The sequence below is a fragment of the Brevibacillus brevis genome (assembly GCF_900637055.1).
Lineage (GTDB): Bacteria > Bacillota > Bacilli > Brevibacillales > Brevibacillaceae > Brevibacillus > Brevibacillus brevis.
Map to the genome: position 1 here is coordinate 2,272,263 of NZ_LR134338.1, position 19,781 is coordinate 2,292,043.

19 protein-coding genes are annotated in these 19,781 nt (G+C 48.9%); 16 read left to right on the forward strand and 3 right to left on the reverse strand.

Annotation, left to right across the window (positions count from 1 at the left end):
- Positions 1 to 27: 27 nt before the first annotated feature.
- Positions 28 to 1,767, reverse strand: coding sequence for an Rqc2 family fibronectin-binding protein (locus tag EL268_RS11410; RefSeq protein ID WP_106653310.1), 1,740 nt, complete (start codon positions 1,765 to 1,767; stop codon positions 28 to 30).
- Between the two features lie 178 nt (positions 1,768 to 1,945).
- On the opposite strand from EL268_RS11410, the gene EL268_RS11415 reads away from it, so the two are divergent.
- From EL268_RS11415 to EL268_RS11485, 15 genes are all read left to right on the forward strand, one after another.
- Positions 1,946 to 2,830 carry a YicC/YloC family endoribonuclease gene (locus tag EL268_RS11415; RefSeq protein WP_106653311.1) on the forward strand — a complete coding sequence of 295 codons (885 nt, stop codon included), beginning with the start codon at positions 1,946 to 1,948 and terminating at the stop codon, positions 2,828 to 2,830.
- A 24-nt stretch (positions 2,831 to 2,854) separates the two neighbouring features.
- Positions 2,855 to 3,115 (forward strand): extracellular matrix/biofilm regulator RemA, encoded by a 261-nt coding sequence (gene remA / locus EL268_RS11420; protein ID WP_015891999.1) that lies wholly within the window; start codon positions 2,855 to 2,857, stop codon positions 3,113 to 3,115.
- 16 nt (positions 3,116 to 3,131) lie between these two features.
- The gene (gene gmk / locus EL268_RS11425) at positions 3,132 to 3,752 is read left to right on the forward strand and encodes a guanylate kinase (RefSeq protein ID WP_047068199.1); all 621 of its coding nucleotides are present in this window, start codon (positions 3,132 to 3,134) and stop codon (positions 3,750 to 3,752) included.
- 4 nt (positions 3,753 to 3,756) lie between these two features.
- On the forward strand, positions 3,757 to 3,963 hold the full coding sequence (rpoZ, locus tag EL268_RS11430; RefSeq protein WP_106653312.1) for a DNA-directed RNA polymerase subunit omega: 207 nt from the start codon (positions 3,757 to 3,759) through the stop codon (positions 3,961 to 3,963).
- Positions 3,964 to 4,038: 75 nt separating this feature from the next.
- Complete coding sequence (coaBC, locus tag EL268_RS11435) at positions 4,039 to 5,286, forward strand: bifunctional phosphopantothenoylcysteine decarboxylase/phosphopantothenate--cysteine ligase CoaBC (protein ID WP_106653313.1); 1,248 nt, start codon at positions 4,039 to 4,041, stop codon at positions 5,284 to 5,286.
- Entirely contained in the window at positions 5,283 to 7,718 is a 2,436-nt protein-coding gene (gene priA, locus EL268_RS11440; RefSeq protein ID WP_106653314.1) for a primosomal protein N', read from the forward strand. Before coaBC ends, priA begins: the two co-directional genes overlap by 4 nt.
- A gap of 16 nt (positions 7,719 to 7,734) precedes the next feature.
- On the forward strand, positions 7,735 to 8,211 hold the full coding sequence (gene def / locus EL268_RS11445; protein WP_106653315.1) for a peptide deformylase: 477 nt from the start codon (positions 7,735 to 7,737) through the stop codon (positions 8,209 to 8,211).
- A gap of 4 nt (positions 8,212 to 8,215) precedes the next feature.
- A complete protein-coding gene (gene fmt / locus EL268_RS11450; RefSeq protein WP_106653316.1) occupies positions 8,216 to 9,166 on the forward strand; it encodes a methionyl-tRNA formyltransferase in 951 nt (316 codons plus the stop codon).
- Between the two features lie 3 nt (positions 9,167 to 9,169).
- Positions 9,170 to 10,516: a 16S rRNA (cytosine(967)-C(5))-methyltransferase RsmB gene (gene rsmB / locus EL268_RS11455; protein ID WP_106653317.1), complete on the forward strand. Its 1,347-nt coding sequence runs from the start codon at positions 9,170 to 9,172 to the stop codon at positions 10,514 to 10,516.
- A gap of 211 nt (positions 10,517 to 10,727) precedes the next feature.
- A complete protein-coding gene (rlmN, locus tag EL268_RS11460; RefSeq protein ID WP_106653318.1) occupies positions 10,728 to 11,798 on the forward strand; it encodes a dual-specificity RNA methyltransferase RlmN in 1,071 nt (356 codons plus the stop codon).
- Positions 11,799 to 11,802: 4 nt separating this feature from the next.
- Complete coding sequence (locus EL268_RS11465) at positions 11,803 to 12,558, forward strand: Stp1/IreP family PP2C-type Ser/Thr phosphatase (protein ID WP_106653319.1); 756 nt, start codon at positions 11,803 to 11,805, stop codon at positions 12,556 to 12,558.
- 5 nt (positions 12,559 to 12,563) lie between these two features.
- Positions 12,564 to 14,546, forward strand: coding sequence for a Stk1 family PASTA domain-containing Ser/Thr kinase (gene pknB, locus EL268_RS11470; RefSeq protein WP_106653320.1), 1,983 nt, complete (start codon positions 12,564 to 12,566; stop codon positions 14,544 to 14,546).
- Positions 14,547 to 14,564: 18 nt separating this feature from the next.
- Positions 14,565 to 15,455, forward strand: a complete 891-nt coding sequence (rsgA, locus tag EL268_RS11475; RefSeq protein ID WP_106653321.1) for a ribosome small subunit-dependent GTPase A — start codon at positions 14,565 to 14,567, stop codon at positions 15,453 to 15,455.
- Entirely contained in the window at positions 15,449 to 16,099 is a 651-nt protein-coding gene (gene rpe / locus EL268_RS11480; RefSeq protein ID WP_106653322.1) for a ribulose-phosphate 3-epimerase, read from the forward strand. Before rsgA ends, rpe begins: the two co-directional genes overlap by 7 nt.
- Positions 16,100 to 16,487: 388 nt before the next feature.
- Entirely contained in the window at positions 16,488 to 16,952 is a 465-nt protein-coding gene (locus EL268_RS11485) for a protease complex subunit PrcB family protein (RefSeq protein ID WP_106653323.1), read from the forward strand.
- 82 nt (positions 16,953 to 17,034) lie between these two features.
- Here the strand turns inward: EL268_RS11485 and EL268_RS11490 are convergent, their stop codons facing one another.
- Together EL268_RS11490 and EL268_RS11495 are read right to left on the reverse strand one after the other, a co-directional pair.
- Positions 17,035 to 17,457, reverse strand: a complete 423-nt coding sequence (locus EL268_RS11490) for an RDD family protein (RefSeq protein WP_106653324.1) — start codon at positions 17,455 to 17,457, stop codon at positions 17,035 to 17,037.
- A 128-nt stretch (positions 17,458 to 17,585) separates the two neighbouring features.
- Positions 17,586 to 18,719, reverse strand: coding sequence for a M20 family metallopeptidase (locus EL268_RS11495; RefSeq protein ID WP_106653325.1), 1,134 nt, complete (start codon positions 18,717 to 18,719; stop codon positions 17,586 to 17,588).
- Between the two features lie 242 nt (positions 18,720 to 18,961).
- On the opposite strand from EL268_RS11495, the gene EL268_RS11500 reads away from it, so the two are divergent.
- Complete coding sequence (locus tag EL268_RS11500; protein ID WP_106653326.1) at positions 18,962 to 19,768, forward strand: transporter substrate-binding domain-containing protein; 807 nt, start codon at positions 18,962 to 18,964, stop codon at positions 19,766 to 19,768.
- Positions 19,769 to 19,781: the final 13 nt, after the last annotated feature.

The window sequence follows — 19,781 nt, forward strand, 5'->3', positions numbered from 1 at the left end:
ACCACCTTTCATGCCCTTAGTATGAACTTAGGTAGTCGCACTATTCGTAGAAGAGGTGTTTGATTTTAAACGCCGGATAAGTGCTTCATCTGGTGTCACATACAGCGTTCGCTGCTGCTCGTAGATCACATAGCCAGGCTTGGCTCCGCTTGGTTTTTTTACATGCTTGATGAGCGTGTAGTCTACGGGAATTTGACTGCCCTCTTTGGCACGACTGAAATAAGCCGCCAGATTCGCTGCTTCAAGCAACGTCTCATCCGAAAATTCACGCGCTCGAATGACGACATGGGACCCAGGGATATCCTTGGTGTGCAGCCATGTTTCTTGCGACGATGCGAGCTTGTTGGTCAAGTATTCATTTTGCTTATTGTTTTTACCGACCAAAATTTCAATGCCGTCCGAAGATAGGTACGTATCGAGCTCTGGTCTGGTATCTTTTTTCTTGCGCGGGCCGCGCTTTTTACGATCTCGCATGTAGCCTTGCTCAACGAGCTCCTCACGAATTTCTTCGGCATCTTTTAAGGTGGCATGTTCCAGTTGAACCAATACGCCATCCAAATACAAGAGTTCAGCCTGCGCTTGCTCAATCTGCTCACTCACGACGGAAAGGCTGTTTTTGGCCTTGTTATACCGCTTGTAATACGACTGCAAATTTTCCGAAGGGGTCTTTAACGGATCGAGCGGGATCGTGATGGTGCCTCCCGCCTCGTCATACCAGTTGACTGTGACGAGCTCGCGATCTCCTCGCTTCATTTGGTGCATATTGGCGGTGATCAATTCACCGTACAGGCGGAACTGATCTGCTTCATGCGCATCTTGCAGCGTTTGCTCGAGCTTCTCGATTTTCTTTTCATTTTTATTGCGCTCACTGGTGACAAAGCGAATCAAATCGTGCGCGCGTTGTTTGACTGTGTCACGGAGTGCCTTTCCCTCGTAAAATGCCTGCAAGCATTCTTGGACGGAAGAATAGGGGGTGGTAACTCCGATTGAGAGATGAGTCAGCTCGACGACGTGAAAATACGCTTTGCCGTTTGCCTCTACAATGGATGGCACATACTCATGAGCGTTGATTGCCTTCATCACCTGTGAAAAGGCAGCCCACAGTGTTTCACGATTCGCGAGGCCAGCTCTGTGCAAAATTTCTTTTGCCAATAAGGGACTAATCCCGGTATAGCCTTCTACGATTTGCTTGTCCAAACGGCCGCCGTTCCAGTCGAGGGAAGAAATAAACTCTTGCTCGGTTACAGTGAGAGGGTCGCGTTTATCTTGGCTCGGAGGAGAGACATAAGGTCTGCCAGGCGTAACTTGTCTGTATTGGCTAATGGCGAGCGTCACATGCATGGCGCTATCCAAAATCATTCCGGTTATAGGATCGATGAGGATGATGTTACTGTGCTTGCCCATGATCTCTACAATAATTCGGCGGACAGCCGTGTCACCCAGCTCATCCCGGGTGCGTACGTCGATGTGAATGATTCGCTCCATCCCGATTTGCTGGACAGATTCAATTACGCCGCCCTCACAATGCTTGCGCAATAGCATGCAAAACATCGGAGCTTCCAGCGGATTCGTGAATTCTTCTGTCGTGATATGAAGCCTCGGATAGGTCGGGTTTGCAGACAGGAGGAACTTTACTGTTTCTCCTTGTGTCCGTACTTGCATAATAATATCGCTATGGTGGGGCTGGTGGATTTTCGAGATGCGTCCTCCTACCAGTTTATGTAATTCCCGCGCAACGGAGCGGGTTACTACGCCATCAAATGCCACAAAGGTCACCTCAGATCAAAAAAATGGCTAGAATAATAGATAGAGAGCTGCCAGTCACAGTGTAGCATAAGTCAGAGCAAGGAGGAATCTTATCGTGGTGGGGTTGCTTCGGTTGACACTGCCAAGAGTTGTCTCCTATAATAAATTAACGATTTTGCGTCTATGGAAGTGAAAACTTGTGATTCGAAGCATGACTGGTTACGGTAGAAAAGAAGATAGCAGAGGCTCCATTCGGGCAACAGTCGAGATTCGTGCAGTGAATCACCGCTTTTCTGAGATTGTCGTGCGCCTGCCCAAAGCATGGAATATGCTTGAGGATTCGATTCGTAAGCTGGTCGCACAGTACGTCAGAAGAGGACGAGTCGATGTCACTGTCTCAGTGGAAGGAAAAAGTTCTTCTGCTACGGTTATGGACATTGACTGGGATGTAGCTGAACAGCTAGTCTCCATTTCCCGCGAGATGACTCAGCGTTTTTCGCTAGAGACGCCTTTAACCGTCAAGGATCTGCTGCACTTTCCTGGCGTGATACATACCAAAGAGTCAGAAGACAATGTGGAGGAGCTGGCAGAGTGGCTCCAAGACCTGGTCAGGGGCGCGGCAATGGATCTCGTTTCGATGAAAGAGACCGAGGGTAATCTGCTGCACGCTGATCTAGCCAGTCGCCTGACTGCCGTCAACACATGGACGCGGGAGATCTCCCAGTTGGCCCCACTTTGTAGGGAAGATTATAAGGGCCGACTTGAGCAACGTGTAAGTGAGTGGGCCGGGTTGACACCTTTTGAATTGGACCCTGCTCGTGTAGCGCAAGAGGTTGCCTTTTTCGCTGATAAAAGTGATATTAGTGAAGAGTTGACCCGTTTAGATAGTCATTGCCAACAGTTTGCCAATCAATTAGGCAAAGAAGAAGCAATTGGTCGAAAACTGGATTTTCTGCTCCAGGAAATGAATCGGGAAGCCAATACAATTGCTTCCAAAGCGAATCATTTGCGCATTCAGCATCTAGCTGTCGAGATCAAGACAGAACTGGAGAAGATGCGGGAGCAGATACAGAATGTTGAGTAGCATGAAAGGATGGGCTGGGCCGTCATGGCAATCAAGCTAATCAATATCGGTTTTGGCAACATCGTCAATGCCAACCGCATTATTTCAATTGTAAGTCCGGAGTCCGCTCCTATCAAACGGATCATCCAGGAAGCGCGTGATCGCAACATGCTAGTGGACGCGACCTATGGGAGACGTACACGTGCGGTAATTATTACAGACAGCGATCACGTGATTTTGTCAGCGGTACAGCCAGAAACAGTGGCACAGCGTTTGACTACGAAGGATGACGAATCGGACGAATAAAGTAGGAGTGTAAACAATGAGTATGGTTGATCGTGGTCTCCTTTTGGTTCTTTCCGGACCAGCTGGTGTGGGAAAAGGAACAGTTTGCAAGGCACTTCGTGAAGTAATGCCTGATCTGGTGTATTCTGTTTCCGCTACCACACGCCAGCCGCGTCCTGGAGAGGTGGAAGGAGTTAATTACTTTTTTAAAAGCCAGGAAGAGTTCAAGCAGATGATTGAAGAAGATGCTCTTCTGGAATGGGCAGAATACGTAGGGAATTACTACGGAACACCTCGTCAGTTCGTGGACGATATGCTGAATGAGGGGCGCGATGTTATTCTTGAGATTGAAGTTCAGGGTGCTCTTCAAGTGAAAGAGCGATTCCCGCAAGGTACATTCCTGTTCCTGGCTCCGCCTGATTTAAACGAACTGGAAAACCGGATCGTGGGACGCGGGACAGAATCACAAGAGATCATTCGCAAGCGCATGGAAGTGGCGCGTGCTGAAATCGAGCTCATGGACCACTACGATTATGTAGTTGTCAATGACGTCATCGAATCGGCTTGCGATCGAATTCAAGCGATTATTACAGCGGAGCATCTGAAAAAAGATCGTCAGGTTCACAAATATCGCAAATGGTTACAGGAGGTTGAATAGAATTATGTTGTATCCATCTATTGACGAATTGACCCAAAAAGCGGAGAGCAAGTACATCCTGGTGACAGTAGCATCCAAGCGTGCGCGTCAGCTTCGCGAAAACAGCGAAATTCAAGTGGTGAGACCAAAATCCAAAAAGTTTGTAGGTTTGGCACTGGAAGAGTTCATCTCCGACGAGCTCGTTCACGAGTTTTTGGACGGTCGCAAATAAGCAGTCACCTTTAAAAACAACCTCACGAGGTTGTTTTTTTCGGATTTCGGATAGGGGAGAAAGGAGAGAGTGCAGATGCATTCGCTTGCAGGAAAACGAATTGTTCTTGGAGTATCTGGCGGCATCGCTGCTTACAAGGCTGCTGCACTGACCAGCAAGCTGACACAGGCAGGTGCATTGGTGCATGTCATTTTGACAGAGAGCGCTTTACAGTTTATTCAGCCTTTGACGTTTCAAGCCTTGTCTCACCTGCCTGTTTATACAGATACGTTTACGGAGCCAGATCCGCATGTGATTAGCCATATCGAACTGGCTGATCGAGCTGATCTTGTTTTAATCGCGCCAGCAACGGCCAACGTGATTGGCAAAATGGCGAATGGCATTGCGGATGATATGCTGACGACGACAGTACTGGCTACGAAGGCGCCTGTCATGGTCGCACCCGCCATGAACGTCAATATGTACAATCACCCGGCGGTTATCGCAAATATGGATAAGCTTACGGCCTATGGTTATCGGTTTGTTGAACCGGGTGTCGGGCTCTTGGCATGTGGCTGGATTGGCAAAGGACGTTTGGCGGAGCCAGAGGAAATCGTCGAAGCTGTTCGTCAGTGGTTTGCTTCCGATGAGACCAGACAAACGATCCGAGAAAAAGATTTGCAGGATAAGCACGTACTGATCACAGCGGGACCGACTCGTGAAAAAATTGATCCCGTTCGTTACATAACCAATCATGCTTCAGGAAAAATGGGCTACGCCATCGCGGAAGCGGCAAGAGACAGAGGGGCGAAGGTCACACTGATAAGTGGGCCGACTACCTTGGCACGTCCTGATGGAGTAGAATTCATCGCGGTGGAATCGGTACAAGAAATGTTTGATGCCGTTATGGAGCAGTTGCCGCACTGTGACATCGTCGTCAAATCAGCAGCCGTTTCCGATTATCGACCAAAGCATGTAGCTGAACATAAGATGAAAAAGGGTGATGGTCCACTCGAACTTTCGCTAGAGAAAGCACCCGATATTTTAAAGACCATTGGTGAGCGGAAAACGAAGCAATTCGTCGTGGGCTTTGCAGCAGAGACCCAAAATGTGTTACAGCATGCCCAGTCCAAGCTGGAGCGAAAAAACCTCGATATGATCGTAGCCAATAACGTATTGCTTGAGGGAGCAGGAATGGGGAGCGATACGAATATCGTGACCTTGCTAACCCGTGGCGGAGAGCAACTGGCGTTGGATAAATTGAGCAAGCGGGCTGTGGCAGACAAGCTGTTTGATGCTGTCCTTGCCGTGCAAGAGCATAAACCGCTCCGAGACCTGTCATGATTGCCCAAATTATCGTGGACGTACCGGTCAATCGAACGAATCGACCTTTTGATTACCATGTTCCGCCTTGGCTGCGTCCACTGATTCGCATTGGCAGTCGTGTGGTTGTCCCCTTTGGTCCCCGCCAACTGCAAGGCTATGTCATCGGGATTGTAGAGGATGACGAAGCCATACCAGATCGTTCGCGTCTAAAAGATGTTGTGCAAGTACAAGACGACACTCCTCCTCTTACGCCAGAGCTGCTAAAGATGAGCGAATGGATGTCCAAGCAATACTTGTGTCCGTGGGTAACAGCTGTACAGGCGATGCTTCCGGCTGTGCTAAAAGGGAAGTCGGAGAAGTGGCTGACGGCGACAGACGCATTAGACGAAGAAGCATGCGGGAGATCGGGGCTTCTGTGGGAAATGTTTCGCAAACGGCAAATTCCGCTGACTGAAGTGGAGAAACAATTTGCAGAGGAGTATTTGCTCGTTCCCGGTTGGATACAGAGTGGTCTGCTTGCTACGGAGTATCAAGTAAGGGACAAAATTACCCGCAAGCAGCAATCATTTGTGCGGAGCTTATTGGATGAAGGTAAGCTGGAAGAAGCGATTGGTTCGTTGCCAGCACGGGCAGAGCAGATGCGCCGTGTCCTTCAACTGATGCTCATGCACAAGGAGCAGTCCTTATCTGTACAAATGCTGCGGGATGAATACGGAATTACGCGCTCTCCGCTAAAAAGCCTGGAATCAAAAGGCTGGATCGCGATCGAGCAAGTGGAGGTCTACCGGGACCCGTACGCCAATCGACGTTTCCAGGATAAGCAGAAGCCTGTCTTTACCCCGGTACAGGAAGCGGCACTGACACCTATCTTGCAATCAATTGAATCGGGAACCTATGCTTCTTACTTGCTGCACGGCGTCACTGGAAGCGGTAAGACAGAAGTGTATCTCGAAGCGATCGAACGCACGTTGGAAAAAGGTCGCGAGGCGATCTTTCTCGTTCCGGAAATTTCACTGACTCCGCAAATGGTGGAGCGCTTCAAAGCTCGTTTTGGTGCAGACGTAGCTGTTTTGCACAGTGCGCTGTCACAAGGAGAGCGCTATGACGAGTGGCGCAAAATCATTCGCAATCAGGTCAAAGTGGTGGTAGGTGCACGATCTGCCATCTTTGCTCCGTTTCGGAATGTTGGTCTGATTGTGATCGATGAAGAGCATGAGAGCTCGTATAAGCAAGAAGAGACCCCGCGCTACCATGCACGGGAAGTAGCCCTGTGGCGAGCGAAAGAAAATCAGGGTGTACTCGTTATGGGAAGCGCGACTCCTGCCTTGGAGACGTATGCACTGGCTACACGAGGCCGATACGAGCTGTTGCGCATGCCGGAGCGTGTCGGGAATCGCCCGATGCCGGAGGTACATGTTGTAGATATGCGCGAGGAGCTTCAGGCCCAGAATCGTTCGATGTTCAGCCGGAAGCTGCATGAGATGATTGCGGATCGATTGGCAAAAGAAGAACAGATGGTCATTTTCCTTAACCGAAGAGGCTTTTCTACCTTTGTCATGTGCCGCTCCTGTGGCTATACGATGCGCTGCGTGCATTGTGACATCTCGCTTACTTACCATAAAACGAATCATACAGCGCGCTGCCATTACTGTGGATACACCATCGCACAGCCCAAGCATTGTCCGGAGTGTCAGAGTGAGCATATACGCTTTTTTGGTACCGGAACGCAAAAGGTGGAAGCGGAGCTGGCAAAACTGTTTCCTGGAATCCGGGTCATCCGAATGGACGTGGATACGACCTCGCGAAAAGGCTCTCACGAAGAGCTGCTAAACAAATTCCGTTCGGGTCAAGGCGACGTTTTGCTCGGTACCCAAATGATTGCCAAGGGCCTTGATTTTCCACGAGTAACGCTGGCAGGAATTATTGCAGCGGATACTTCTTTGCATCTGCCTGACTTCCGTGCAGCGGAAAAGACATTTCAGCTCCTGACGCAGGTAGGTGGACGGGCAGGACGGCATGAGCTGGACGGCGATGTCGTAATTCAGACGTATACGCCAGAGCACTACAGCATTGTTCATGCGACCAAGCATGATTATCCCGCATTTTATCAGGATGAAATGATGCAGCGCAGACGAACAGGCTACCCGCCGTATTTCCGTCTCGTATTAATTACGTTTAGCCACGAGGATGTACCTGTTGTTATCCGCGGTGCGCATACAATGGCTGACTATTTGCGGCAGCGTTTGGCACAGACAACAATCCTCTTGGGCCCAGTCGCTTCGCCCATTGCAAGGGTGAAGGATAGATTTCGTTTTCAGATCATGCTAAAATATCGGGATGAACCGCAACTGTCAGACTTGCTCGCTCAGGCGACGGCTGCGTTTGAAGAATGGAACAAACAGCAGAAAGTATTGATGACGATTGACGTCGACCCTTACGTACTGCTTTAGGGAGGATATGAAACACATGGCTATTCGCACAATTGTAAAACATCCAGATCCGATTTTGCGTGAAAAGGCAATGGTTGTAACCAAATTTAATTCCAACTTGCACAAGCTGCTTGATGATATGGCAGATACGATGTACGATGCAGACGGTGTTGGCTTGGCTGCTCCACAAGTGGGCATCTCCAAGCGTGTCATCGTGATGGATTGCGGTGATGGACTGATTGAAATGATCAATCCGGAAATCGTGGAGCATGAAGGGGAGCAATACGATTATCCAGAAGGTTGCCTGAGCATTCCAGGTCTGCAAGGAGACGTTCGCCGCCACAAGTGGATCAAGCTGCGCGGTCATGATCGTGACGGGAATGTGATTGAGCTCGAGGCAGACGACCTGTTGTCCCGCTGCGCTCAACACGAGATCGATCATTTGAACGGTGTCCTCTTTATCGATGTAGCTGACAAGGTGTACAAAGTAAACCCGAACCAGGAAGGGGAATAACCATTTGAAAGATGCTCGCATCCTGTTTATGGGTACGCCTGACTTTGCTGTATCGAGTCTTACGGCTGTACTCGAAGCAGGCTACAACGTGATTGGAGTCGTAACACAACCCGATCGTCCCGTTGGACGCAAGCAAGTATTGACGCCGCCCCCCGTGAAGGAGGCGGCTTTGCGTCATGGACTTTTGGTATTGCAACCGGAGAAAATCAAGGCAGAAGAAGCCTTGGATGAAGTGTTGGCGCTCGAGCCTGATCTGATCATTACTGCGGCGTATGGACAGATTTTGCCTAAAAAACTGCTCGATGCACCGAAATATGGCTGCATCAATGTGCACGCCTCTCTTTTGCCGAAATATCGCGGGGGTGCCCCGATTCATAAATCGATTGTCGAGGGAGAAGCGGAAACAGGCGTGACCATCATGTACATGGTGGAAGCTCTCGATGCAGGGGATATGCTGTCCAAGGTAGTCGTGCCGATTGAGGAGCGCGATACCGTGGGGACCTTGCATGACAAATTGGCTGCGGCAGGCTCTAAGCTGTTGATTTCTACCGTTCCGCGCCTGTTGGCTGGTGAGCTCGCAGCAGAGCAACAGGATCATTCGGCAGCGACTTTTGCCCCGAATATTAAGCGTACAGACGAAAAAATTGACTGGAGCCGTTCTGCGGAACAGATTTACAACCAAGTCCGCGGCTTGAATCCGTGGCCTGTCGCATTTACCACATGCGAAGGTAAAATTTGGAAGTTGTGGTGGGTAGAGAAAATGTCTTCGTCCGGTGAAGGAAAAGAGCCGGGAACGATCATCGCCCGCGAGGAAGACGGGATCGTTGTCGCTTGCGGTAGCGGTGCAGTGAAAATAACCGAATTGCAGCCAGAAGGCAAAAAACGTATGAGTGCACTCGACTTTTTGCGCGGAGCGGGCAGCAGCATTAAAATCGGCACAAAGGTAGGAGAATAGTCCGTGGCAAAAAAGGGAGCTCGCGATATTGCCCTCGATGTTTTGAACAGGGTAGAAGAACATAAGTCCTACAGCAATCTTGAGCTGCGCAATGTTTTGGACCGGGAAAATCTCAGTGCAGCAGATGCAGGGCTGGTGACAGAGCTTGTGTACGGTACCATTCAGCGCAAGTTGACGCTGGATCATGTCCTGTCCCATTTTGTCGGGAATAAAAAGGTCCAGACCTGGGTCCGTAATTTGCTGCGTCTCAGCTTGTATCAAATTCGCTTTTTGGACCGTATTCCTGAGCGTGCTGCCGTACACCAGGCGGTTGAAATTGCCAAAAAACGCGGTCATCAAGGGATTGCTTCGATGGTCAACGGTGTTTTGCGCAATGTATTGCGCCAGCCGGATGTGTGGGAGCGTCAGCCAAAAGGCGGCCGTGCCTTGCAAATCGCCGTAGCCTATTCTCATCCAGAATGGCTTGTGCGCCAGTGGCTTGCCGTATATGGCGAAGAGACGACGATTGCGATTTGCGAAGCCAACAACAGAACTCCGCATAGCTCTGTCCGGGTCAATGCATGGAAAACGACGAAGGATCAAGTGCTGGACAAGCTGGCGGAGGAAGGACTGGAAGGACAAGCATCGTCTGTCAGTCCTCATGCCATTCTGATGGAAGGCGGACATGCAGCAGGCTCTCGCTTGTTCAAGGAAGGCTACTTCACGATCCAGGATGAGAGTTCCATGCTCGTAGCACCAGCTCTTGCTGCCCAGCCAGGCATGCGTGTACTGGATGCTTGTGCGGCACCTGGTGGAAAAACAACGCACATAGCGGAAATGATGGAAAACCACGGGCAAATCATTGCGAGTGACGTGCATCCGCACAAACGCGATCTGATTGCGACTGCAGCGAAAAGACTCGGAATTACGATCATCGAGCCAATCGTTAGTGATGCGCTGGACCTACCAGAAAAAGCACTGGGAACTTTCGATCGAATCCTTCTGGATGCGCCATGCACCGGATTTGGCGTGATTCGTCGCAAGCCTGATCTAAAATGGAACAAAACGCCTGAGGATGTCCGTGCGATTGCTCAGCTACAGTACGAACTGCTCAAGACATTGGCGCCAATGCTTGCTCAGGGTGGTGTGATGGTTTACAGCACATGTACGATCGAGCCGGCAGAAAACCAGGAGATAGTTCGCCGCTTTGTCGAAGAACACCCTGATTTCGTATTCGATGATACACTGGCACAAGACCTGCCTGAGGCTGTCAGAGTGCATATCGATGAAACCGGAGCCTGCGTACAAATTTTGCCTCACCATTTCGAGAGTGATGGATTCTTTATCGCGCGATTGAAACGAAGAGGGTAAGGAAACGGACGTACAAACAAGGGGTGGCGCACCAACTGGTGGAAAATGCCACTCCTTTGCCTTTGTTTGCGAGCGCTCGGATTGGTTTACACTAGGAAAAGTGACGCATTTATGAATCTGGATGTCAAAACCGTTTGAAGCGAGACGCCCCACGAGGTACAATGATAGAATGGATTTAGGCAAGCAATGATTTTGAGGATGTGGAGATAGAATGCCATTAACGACATTTACTGGCGCAAAGCCGCTTATTTACAGTTTGACGCAAGATGAAATGAAGGAATGGCTGGTTAGTGCCGGCGACAAAGCATTTCGCGCGCAACAAATTTTTGACTGGCTATATGTAAAGCGCGTCACTTCTTTTGAAGAGATGAGCAATTTGTCCAAGGAGTTGCGCCAAAAGCTGGCAGAAACATTCCGCATGGAGCCACTCAAAGAAATCACGCATCAGGAGTCGCAGGATGGGACGATCAAGTTTTTGTTCCAGCTTGTCGATGGCCATGCGATTGAGACCGTGATTATGCGTCATAACTACGGAAACAGCATTTGTGTTACGACACAGGTTGGTTGCCGTATTGGATGCACGTTTTGTGCGTCTACACTAGGTGGATTAAAGCGTAACCTGGATGCAGGTGAAATCGTCTCTCAAGTATTGACAGCACAACGCAGATTGGATGCGGAAGGTGAGCGTGTCAGTCACGTAGTCGTCATGGGGATCGGGGAGCCTTTCGAGAACTTCGAGAGCTTGATGGCGTTCTTGTCCGTCATCAACGATAACCGTGGACTGAATATCGGTGCTCGACACATTACGGTTTCCACAAGTGGAATTGTGCCGAAGATTTATGAGTTCGCTGAGCGAGGCGGACAAGTGAACCTGGCGATTTCCCTGCACGCTCCAAACACGGAGCTGAGAAGCCAGCTGATGCCGATCAACCGCGGCTTCCCGCTTGCGAAGCTGATGGAAGCATGTCACCATTACATTAACAAGACAGGGCGCCGCATTAGTTTTGAGTATGGTCTGTTTGGTGGGAAAAACGATCAGCCTGAGCATGCAGAGGAACTGGCCGAACTCATTGGCGACATGCTTTGCCACGTGAATCTGATCCCGGTGAACTACGTACCAGAGCGTGATTATGTGCGTACGCCACGCAATGAGATTTTTCAGTTCAAACGCATTTTAGAGGAAAAAGGAATCAATGTGACCATCAGACGCGAGCAAGGCAGTGATATTGCTGCTGCTTGCGGACAATTGAGGGCACAACACGCTAAAGAAACCGTGGGGTGATGCCATGGAAATCGCGATGAAATCCCATGTTGGCCGCGTTCGTCAGGTTAATGAGGACTATTATGCCTGTGTGACCGATTTGAACGGACGCGTGCTCGCCATTGTAGCAGATGGTATGGGTGGCCATCAGGCTGGTGATATCGCCAGTCGCCTTGCTGTTGAGCGAATAGTAAAAGAACTGCGTCACCTAGATGGGGACCTCGAAGCAGAGGATGTGCGTGAGCAATTGATGAACGCCGTCCTACTTGCGAATAAAGAAGTCTATGAATATGCGGTTGAACATCCGGAGTGCAGTGGCATGGGCACAACCGTGGTTGCTGCCTTGTTCGACCAATCCTCCGTGATTACCGCGCATATTGGCGACAGCCGTCTGTATTTTTACAACCAAGACGGACTGGTCTTGAAAACAGAAGACCATTCCCTTGTAAATGAGCTGGTGAAAAGTGGACAGATTACATCCGAGGAGGCGTCTGTCCACCCTCACCGCAACGTTATTATGCGTTCGCTCGGGACTGAACCGGATGTGCTCATTGATCTTGGGCAGTTTGAATGGTCAGAGGGTGATATCGTCTTGATTTGCTCAGATGGACTGAGCAACAAGGTCAGTCATCCTTCCTTAGAAGAAAGTATGCAGAAACAGATATCGTTACAAGCGAAGGTGGACGGTTTGGTGCAGGAAGCACTGGATGCCGGTGGGGAAGATAACATAACGCTGGTTGCCGTACGAAATACGCTTGATGCCGGTCAGAAAGAGGGGTGAGAGAGATGGAAGGTCAACGACTGGGAGGACGATACCAAATAGAATCCCGCGTCGGTGGGGGCGGTATGGCCATTGTATACAAGGCCAAAGATTTAATTTTGAATCGTCCAGTGGCAGTCAAAGTGCTGCGTTCACAGTTTGGTACGGACGAAGATTTCGTCAATCGTTTCCGACGTGAAGCGCAGGCGGTGGCGAGCTTATCTCACCCCAATGTGGTTGGGGTGTATGATGTCGGTCAGGAAGGCGATACCCATTACATGGTGATGGAGTACATAGAAGGCTATACGTTGAAAGAGGTCATCATTCAACGTGGTGCGCTGCCGGTAGAAGAGGCAGTGCGGATCGCCGAGCAAATTTGCGATGCACTCGATCATGCGCATCAAAACCAGATCATTCATCGAGATATCAAGCCGCATAACATTATGATTGGAAAAAATGGTCGGGTGAAGGTTACGGACTTCGGGATTGCGCGAGCCGTTACTTCAGCAACGATTACGCATACGAATGCGATGCTTGGCTCTGTCCATTATTTTTCACCAGAGCAGGCGCGCGGTGGGATTACCGGGGAAAAATCCGATATTTACTCGCTGGGGATCGTCTTGTACGAAATGGTGACAGGTGAACTGCCGTTTTCCGGTGATTCCCCTATATCAGTGGCGCTCAAGCATTTGCAGGAGCCGCTTCCAGAGCCGCGCCAAGTCAATCCGGCTATCCCACAGAGTGTGGAAAATGTCATTTTGAAGGCGCTGGTAAAGGATCCGTTTCTCAGATACGCATCTGCGAGTGAAATGCTAGAAGATTTGGAGACCTGCCTGTTCCCAGAACGATTAAACGAAGAAAAGCTGACGTTCCCGGTGGATGAAGAGATGACGCGAGTGGTGCCGATCATCACACCTGACATGCTCGAAGGCCATACCAATGGCAAAACCGGAGGAGCGGGGCGTAGCCGCTATGAGCAACGTTCGGAAGAAGAGGACGACAAACCAGCCAAGAAACAATGGTGGATCAAAGCCCTGATGTGGGTTGGCGGTATTGGACTATTTTTCGTACTGGCATTCTTCGGATTTAACTTACTGTTGAATCTGTTCCCGACCGTTCCAGAGGTGAATGTACCTCATGTGGAAGGTAGAGAAGTGTCGCTCGCGGAGAAGGAGATTCAGAATGCCAAACTTGTCGCCCGTATCGTGGAAGAAGCCAATGATACGATAGAAAAGGGAATGGTGATACGCCAGGACCCTGCACCTCCCATGCGGTTAAAGGAAAATTCCGTTGTGACCTTGTTTGTAAGCAAAGGACAACAAGAGATCAGCATGCCGAATTTGGTTACGTTGCCGCGAGCAACCGCAGAGGAAGCATTGAAAAGCAATGGCTTCAAACTGGAGAATGTCACTTTTGTAGAGGAAGAAGACGACAAGGCCGAGGTAGGAACGGTTATCAAGCAGTCTCCAGCCGCAAATGAAAAGGTGTTCCCGACCAAAACGAATGTGACAGTCACGATTAGTAAAGGAAAAGCCTTCGTGAAAATGCCGGATGTCCGGAATAAATCTGTAGAGGCTGCGCAAGTAGAATTGTTCAAAAAAGGGCTGTCTGTCGGGAAAATCACCGAAGTGCCTACTTATACGACCGACAAACCAGGCATTGTTCTCAGCACTCACCCATACGATCCGGGAATGGATGTGCAAAAGGACGTAGCGATTCCGCTTGAGGTCAGCAATGGCCAATACCCGCAAGACGCCAAGACTGGAACTTCACCTGTCTATGTGGATGTGATGCCAGGTGATACGTTGGAAGTGCAAATTGAAGTAACGGATGCTAGCGGAACGAAGGTTGTGCTGACTGAGCCTGTATCCGAAAGCAAAGAATACAACGTGCCATACGTAGTGTCGCCTCAAAAAGATGCGTTGATCAGGCTGTTGGTCAAAGGGCCGAACATGAACAACTTTATGGAGGCACAAAAGTATTCGATTTCCTATAGCAGCTTGCCATAGTGTAGTGGAGGGACATGAATGCCAGAAGGACGGATTGTGAAAGCGCTCAGCGGTTTCTATTATGTAGCCGACGAAGGGCGAATCTACAGTTGCCGTGCACGAGGGCTCTTTAAGAAAAAAGATGCAAAAGTAAATCCACTGGTTGGGGATTGGGTCGTCTACGATGCGATCAATGAGGAAGAAGGCTATATCATGGAGGTGGGCGAACGGACGAATGAGTTGGTTCGTCCGCCCATTTCCAATGTGGATCAGGCGGTACTCGTCTTTTCGATGTACAAGCCGATGTTTAGTCCGTTACTGTTGGACAAGTTCCTGACGCACACGGAGCATGCAGGGATTGATTCCGTGATTGTCCTATCGAAAGCCGATCAAGTGTCGGAAGAAGAGGTAACCGAAATCGTGGAGACGTATGAAGCGATCGGGTACCGCGTGATTCCCACCTCAACAAAGGATGAACGCGGTGTGGAGGACGTGCGTGAGATTTTACGGGACCGTATTTCGGTTTTTGCAGGTCAGTCAGGTGTAGGCAAATCCTCCCTGATCAATATGCTGTTTCCGGGTGTCAGCCTGCAGACAGGAGATGTCAGCCAAAAGCTCGGACGCGGAAAGCATACAACGCGTCACGTGGAGCTGATTCCGCTTGAGGGCGGCGGATATGTGGCAGACACACCGGGCTTCAGTTCACTGGAGTTTATCGATTTCTCCGAGCTTGATCTGGCGGAAGCCTTCCGGGACTTTGCCGACCGCAGCTCGGAATGCAAGTTCCGTGGCTGTCTTCACGTTAGTGAGCCAGCCTGTGCTGTGCAGGCCGCACTGGAAGCCGGTGAGATCAGTGAACAGCGCTATGAACACTACAAACAATTCCGCGAAGAGCTAAAAGAATACCAACGGAGGAACAAACCATGGTAAAAATCGCACCTTCTATCCTATCTGCTGATTTTGCCCGTCTGGGTGAAGAAATTCTCGATGTCGAGAAGGGAGGAGCAGACTGGATTCACGTGGATGTAATGGATGGACACTTCGTTCCAAACATTACGATCGGCCCTCTGATTGTGGAAGCGATTCGCCCAGTGACCAAGCTGCCTCTCGATGTACACTTGATGATCGAGGAACCAGATCGTTACATTCCGCAATTCGCGAAAAGTGGGGCAGACTGGATTACTGTTCATCAGGAAGCATGCCGTCATCTGCATCGCACGCTGCACTTGATCAAGGAGCAAGGTGTGAAAGCGGGAGTAGTATTGAACCCGGCCACACCGATTTCCACGATCGAGCCAGTCCTTGCCGATTTGGATATGGTTCTCCTCATGACAGTGAACCCTGGTTTTGGTGGACAAAAATTTATTCACAGCGTTGTACCAAAGGTTGCCCAGTTGCGTCAAATGCTGAACGAGCGTGGCTTGGGGCATGTGGAGATCGAAATCGATGGCGGTGTCAATGCTCAAACAGCACGTTTGTGCGAGGAAGCAGGAGCGACTGTCCTCGTTGCGGGAAGCGCAGTATTCAATCAAGCAGATCGCGGTCAAGCAATCGCTGCGATTCGTGGACAGTAGGAATAACACTTAGCTGCTGTAAGCTGACGACGATATGCAATCGGCGTCAGCTTTTTTGTGCTTTCCTCTGTTGATAGTTCGTTCGTAATCATCTGAATATTATAACTAATTATGTGATAAATCAATTAATAATAAAAATAAAAGTATAATTATAGTTCATACTACAAATAGAATAAAATCGAATTAATCTTACTCCAACAAGGATTACTGGCGATATGTGGTAAAGGTTAATTAACAAAAATAAAACATTTTGGAAAATATTGCTTTTTAATAAATATAATGATTAAATCAAATTATCCAGATAGTGGTAAATATTTCCTATCTGAGAGATACTGGCCAGTATCAAGAAATGTTGTCGCCCTCTAAAAAAATCAGGAGTTGATCATGTATGAAATCGTTATGGAAAAACAGTGTAGCGGTTCTCACCATTCTCTCCATTCTGCCATTTTCACAAACTGCCGTGCACGCTGAACAAAAACATTCGGAGCCGATCTCGAGTTCTCAAGTAGACGTGCAAACGAAAAAATTATCTATCGAAAAAGAAGGTACATTGTCAGCGGCTGAACGAGCATTCGTAGGAAAAGTAAAAGCGAAGAAGGGTGTACATCGCCAAGGCGACCTGTATGTAGTCTCCCGTGGTGAAATGCCTACCTCTGGCTATAGTTTGAAGGTTGTTGGAACTCAGCAAGGATGGGAAATGGTCACGGTTTATGTAGAGCTGACAAATCCTGCACCAGAAGATATTACAATGCCAGCGGTGCACACACCTTATATCATTGTGCGTGCAAGCCTTCCGCCGTACACAACCATGGTGTTTATGGATGCAAAAACAGATAAAGTGTTGTTCCGATAAACTGCTTAATGGATAGAAATGAAAAAAGTCCGGAGATAATTCATCCGGACTTTTTTTAGTCGAGACAGGCTATTTTGGTAAATTAAGGATGATTCGATGTTACATACGTACCCGCGATCAGATCATGGATCGAGCGTTTATCCTGACGAACAATGACCATGATGGCGCTGATGATTACACCAAGACCAAGTGTAATGACATACACGATTCCTCCGACCAAGTTGCGTAACAGCATGGTTCCGATACCAACAGGCTCTCCATCGATTCGGGCGATGCGAATACCGACAATTCTTTTGCCCACCGTATAGCCATGCCAAAATACAGGCACGAGGAGGCTGTACAGCGAGGAGATGATATTGGTAACAAGATTGTCTTCTGTATTGCCTGTAATGATATAGGTGATCAGTAGTAGCGGTAGTCCGATAATGAGTGCATCTAGCAGACCGGCACCGAGCCGGCGCCAAAATCCTACGGGATTGCTCGGCAATGTGGCGATTGATTCCATGTTTTCCCTCTCCTTGTTATTCGAATAGGAATATATATGACTGCCCATTCGAAAATAGTGCAGATAAGGCTCCGTCGTTAAGTAGACGGAGCCTTAAATTTCCATAAAATTATACACCTGTAAATTTATTATGACAAGGTTAAAAACATCCGCAGCATCACGGCAATCCTGCCAGGAATGGCGTCAATGACGATATGCTCGTGGGAAGCGTGGGCTCCATCACCAACAGGTCCCAAACCGTCAAGTGTTGGTGTTCCTGCATCAGCGGCGAAGTTTCCATCGCTTGTTCCACCGACACCTTGCTCCGTCAATTCAAAACCTTCCAGACGCGCTTGTTCCTGTGCATGCAAGAACAGTTGCTCGGTACCAGCTGTTCGTTCCATAGGAGGCTTGGTGATTCCACCTTCTACGATCAGCTTGGCTTCTGGATGAACAGGGGTCAGCTGACTCATCAATCGGGTGATACGTTCGCTTTCCTCGCGGCTTTGGATACGCACATCAATTTCTGTCATGGCAAAGTCAGGTACGACGTTCGATGCACTTCCGCCTGTAATGGTACCGACAGACAAGGTTGTGCCCGCCTCATAATTCGTAAACGATTGAATATCGAGGACGTGGTGAGCCAGCTCAGCGATCGCATTGATTCCTTTGGCGTGATCATTGCCTGCATGTGCAGCACGGCCTGTTACTTTTAAAATGAAGTCTCCGCCGCCTTTGCGGCTTGTTTTCAAAGAGCCATCTCCAGCGGCAGGCTCCAGTACCAATGCATATTTACTTCTTTTTGCTTCCTCTCTAATGAGCATTTCGGAGGAAACACTGCCAATCTCTTCGTCGGTGTTCCAAAAAAAGACAAGCTTATTTTTGGGTGAAAGCTTGTGTTCCATCATGGCGCGCAGGGCGAAATAGCTAAAAACGATCCCAGCTTTCATGTCGTATGTACCAGGCCCGTAGAGTCGGCCATTTTCCTCGCGACAAGGCTCAACGGCTAGTGTTCCAATCTCTTTTACGGTATCGAAGTGACCGAGAATGAGGATTTGTTCGTCGCCATCTCCATACTCCATTCGCAGCTGATTTCCGTATTGCTCTTGTGGCAGGCTCTCCACCCGACACCCTAATTGGCGAAAGCGTTCTGCAATCAGGCTGCCCAATTGATCGACAGCTTGCTTGTTATGGGTGGGTGTTTCCATCTCTACATAAGTACGCAGTTCCTCGATAATTTCTGGGAGCTGTTGCCGAAAATAGGACGTCCAATTTTTCTCCATGTCAGCCTCCTGTGATTCCTTTTACTAGCACTATAAAGCCTTGTTTGCTTTTCTGCCACAAAAATAAAGATTTGCACATAAAATTCTGTATATTCCGCATTTAAAATGTGAGTAAAAAATGATTGAAATTGTTCAGATTATGAGTAAAATAATCATTGTGATGCATAAATATAAGTTTTTGTGCAAATTAATGCTTCAAATAGACTGCTTTATGCAGGAAATCATAACAACGGGGGTTCATCATGAAAAAACAAAAATCGTTCATTTCACTTGCACTTACTTCCATGCTTGCGGCAGTCGTAATCGCTGGATGCGGTACAGGCAATCAAACCGCAACAGGACAAGCACCTGCGGCTTCTGCTGGCGACAAGAAAACACTGGTCATGGCTACTTCTGCTGACTATAAGCCGTATGAATATCACGACCTGAGCAGCGGTAAGGATGAAATCGTCGGCTTTGATATTGATATCGCGAAATACATTGCAAAAGAGCTCGGCTACGAACTGCAAATTAATGACATGAACTTTGACGGGCTTATTCCGGCACTGCAAACGAATCGCGCGGACTTCGTTATGGCTGGCATGACAGCAACACCTGAGCGTGAGAAGAACGCTGACTTCTCCACCATCTATTACGATGCGAAAAATACGATCGTAGCAAAGAAAGACAGCAATCTGACCAAGCCTGAGCAATTGGCTGGCAAAAAAGTGGCGGTACAGCTCGGTTCTATTCAGGAAGGGGCAGCAAAGGAGCTTGCAAAGACTGTTTCCGGCTTGCAGATCACTTCGCTGAACAAGCTGCCTGAGATTGTCGAAGAAGTAAAAGCGGGCCGTGTAGATGCTGCCATTATTGAGGACACGGTAGCGAAAGGCTTCGTGGCAAACAATGACTCTCTGCAATTCACCACAATGGAAGAAAATGAAAAGAATGGCTCTGCTGTAGCGTTCCCTAAAGGATCTCCGCACGTAGAGAAGTTTAATGAAGTGATTAAAAAGATGCAAGACAATGGAGAAATGGACAAGCTGATCCAAAAATGGTTCGGTCAATAATCTCTTCATTCAA

Excerpts from the sequence above, each read along its gene's own strand:
- remA (WP_015891999.1), top strand. The coding sequence starts at position 2,855 with ATGGCAATCAAGCTAATCAATATCGGTTTTGGCAACATCGTCAATGCC.
- gmk (WP_047068199.1), top strand. The coding sequence starts at position 3,132 with ATGAGTATGGTTGATCGTGGTCTCCTTTTGGTTCTTTCCGGACCAGCT.
- rpoZ (WP_106653312.1), top strand. The coding sequence starts at position 3,757 with ATGTTGTATCCATCTATTGACGAATTGACCCAAAAAGCGGAGAGCAAG.
- coaBC (WP_106653313.1), top strand. The coding sequence starts at position 4,039 with ATGCATTCGCTTGCAGGAAAACGAATTGTTCTTGGAGTATCTGGCGGC.
- priA (WP_106653314.1), top strand. The coding sequence starts at position 5,283 with ATGATTGCCCAAATTATCGTGGACGTACCGGTCAATCGAACGAATCGA.
- def (WP_106653315.1), top strand. The coding sequence starts at position 7,735 with ATGGCTATTCGCACAATTGTAAAACATCCAGATCCGATTTTGCGTGAA.
- rlmN (WP_106653318.1), top strand. The coding sequence starts at position 10,728 with ATGCCATTAACGACATTTACTGGCGCAAAGCCGCTTATTTACAGTTTG.
- EL268_RS11465 (WP_106653319.1), top strand. The coding sequence starts at position 11,803 with ATGGAAATCGCGATGAAATCCCATGTTGGCCGCGTTCGTCAGGTTAAT.
- pknB (WP_106653320.1), top strand. The coding sequence starts at position 12,564 with ATGGAAGGTCAACGACTGGGAGGACGATACCAAATAGAATCCCGCGTC.
- rsgA (WP_106653321.1), top strand. The coding sequence starts at position 14,565 with ATGCCAGAAGGACGGATTGTGAAAGCGCTCAGCGGTTTCTATTATGTA.
- rpe (WP_106653322.1), top strand. The coding sequence starts at position 15,449 with ATGGTAAAAATCGCACCTTCTATCCTATCTGCTGATTTTGCCCGTCTG.
- EL268_RS11485 (WP_106653323.1), top strand. The coding sequence starts at position 16,488 with ATGAAATCGTTATGGAAAAACAGTGTAGCGGTTCTCACCATTCTCTCC.
- EL268_RS11490 (WP_106653324.1), bottom strand. The coding sequence starts at position 17,457 with ATGGAATCAATCGCCACATTGCCGAGCAATCCCGTAGGATTTTGGCGC.
- EL268_RS11495 (WP_106653325.1), bottom strand. The coding sequence starts at position 18,719 with ATGGAGAAAAATTGGACGTCCTATTTTCGGCAACAGCTCCCAGAAATT.
- EL268_RS11500 (WP_106653326.1), top strand. The coding sequence starts at position 18,962 with ATGAAAAAACAAAAATCGTTCATTTCACTTGCACTTACTTCCATGCTT.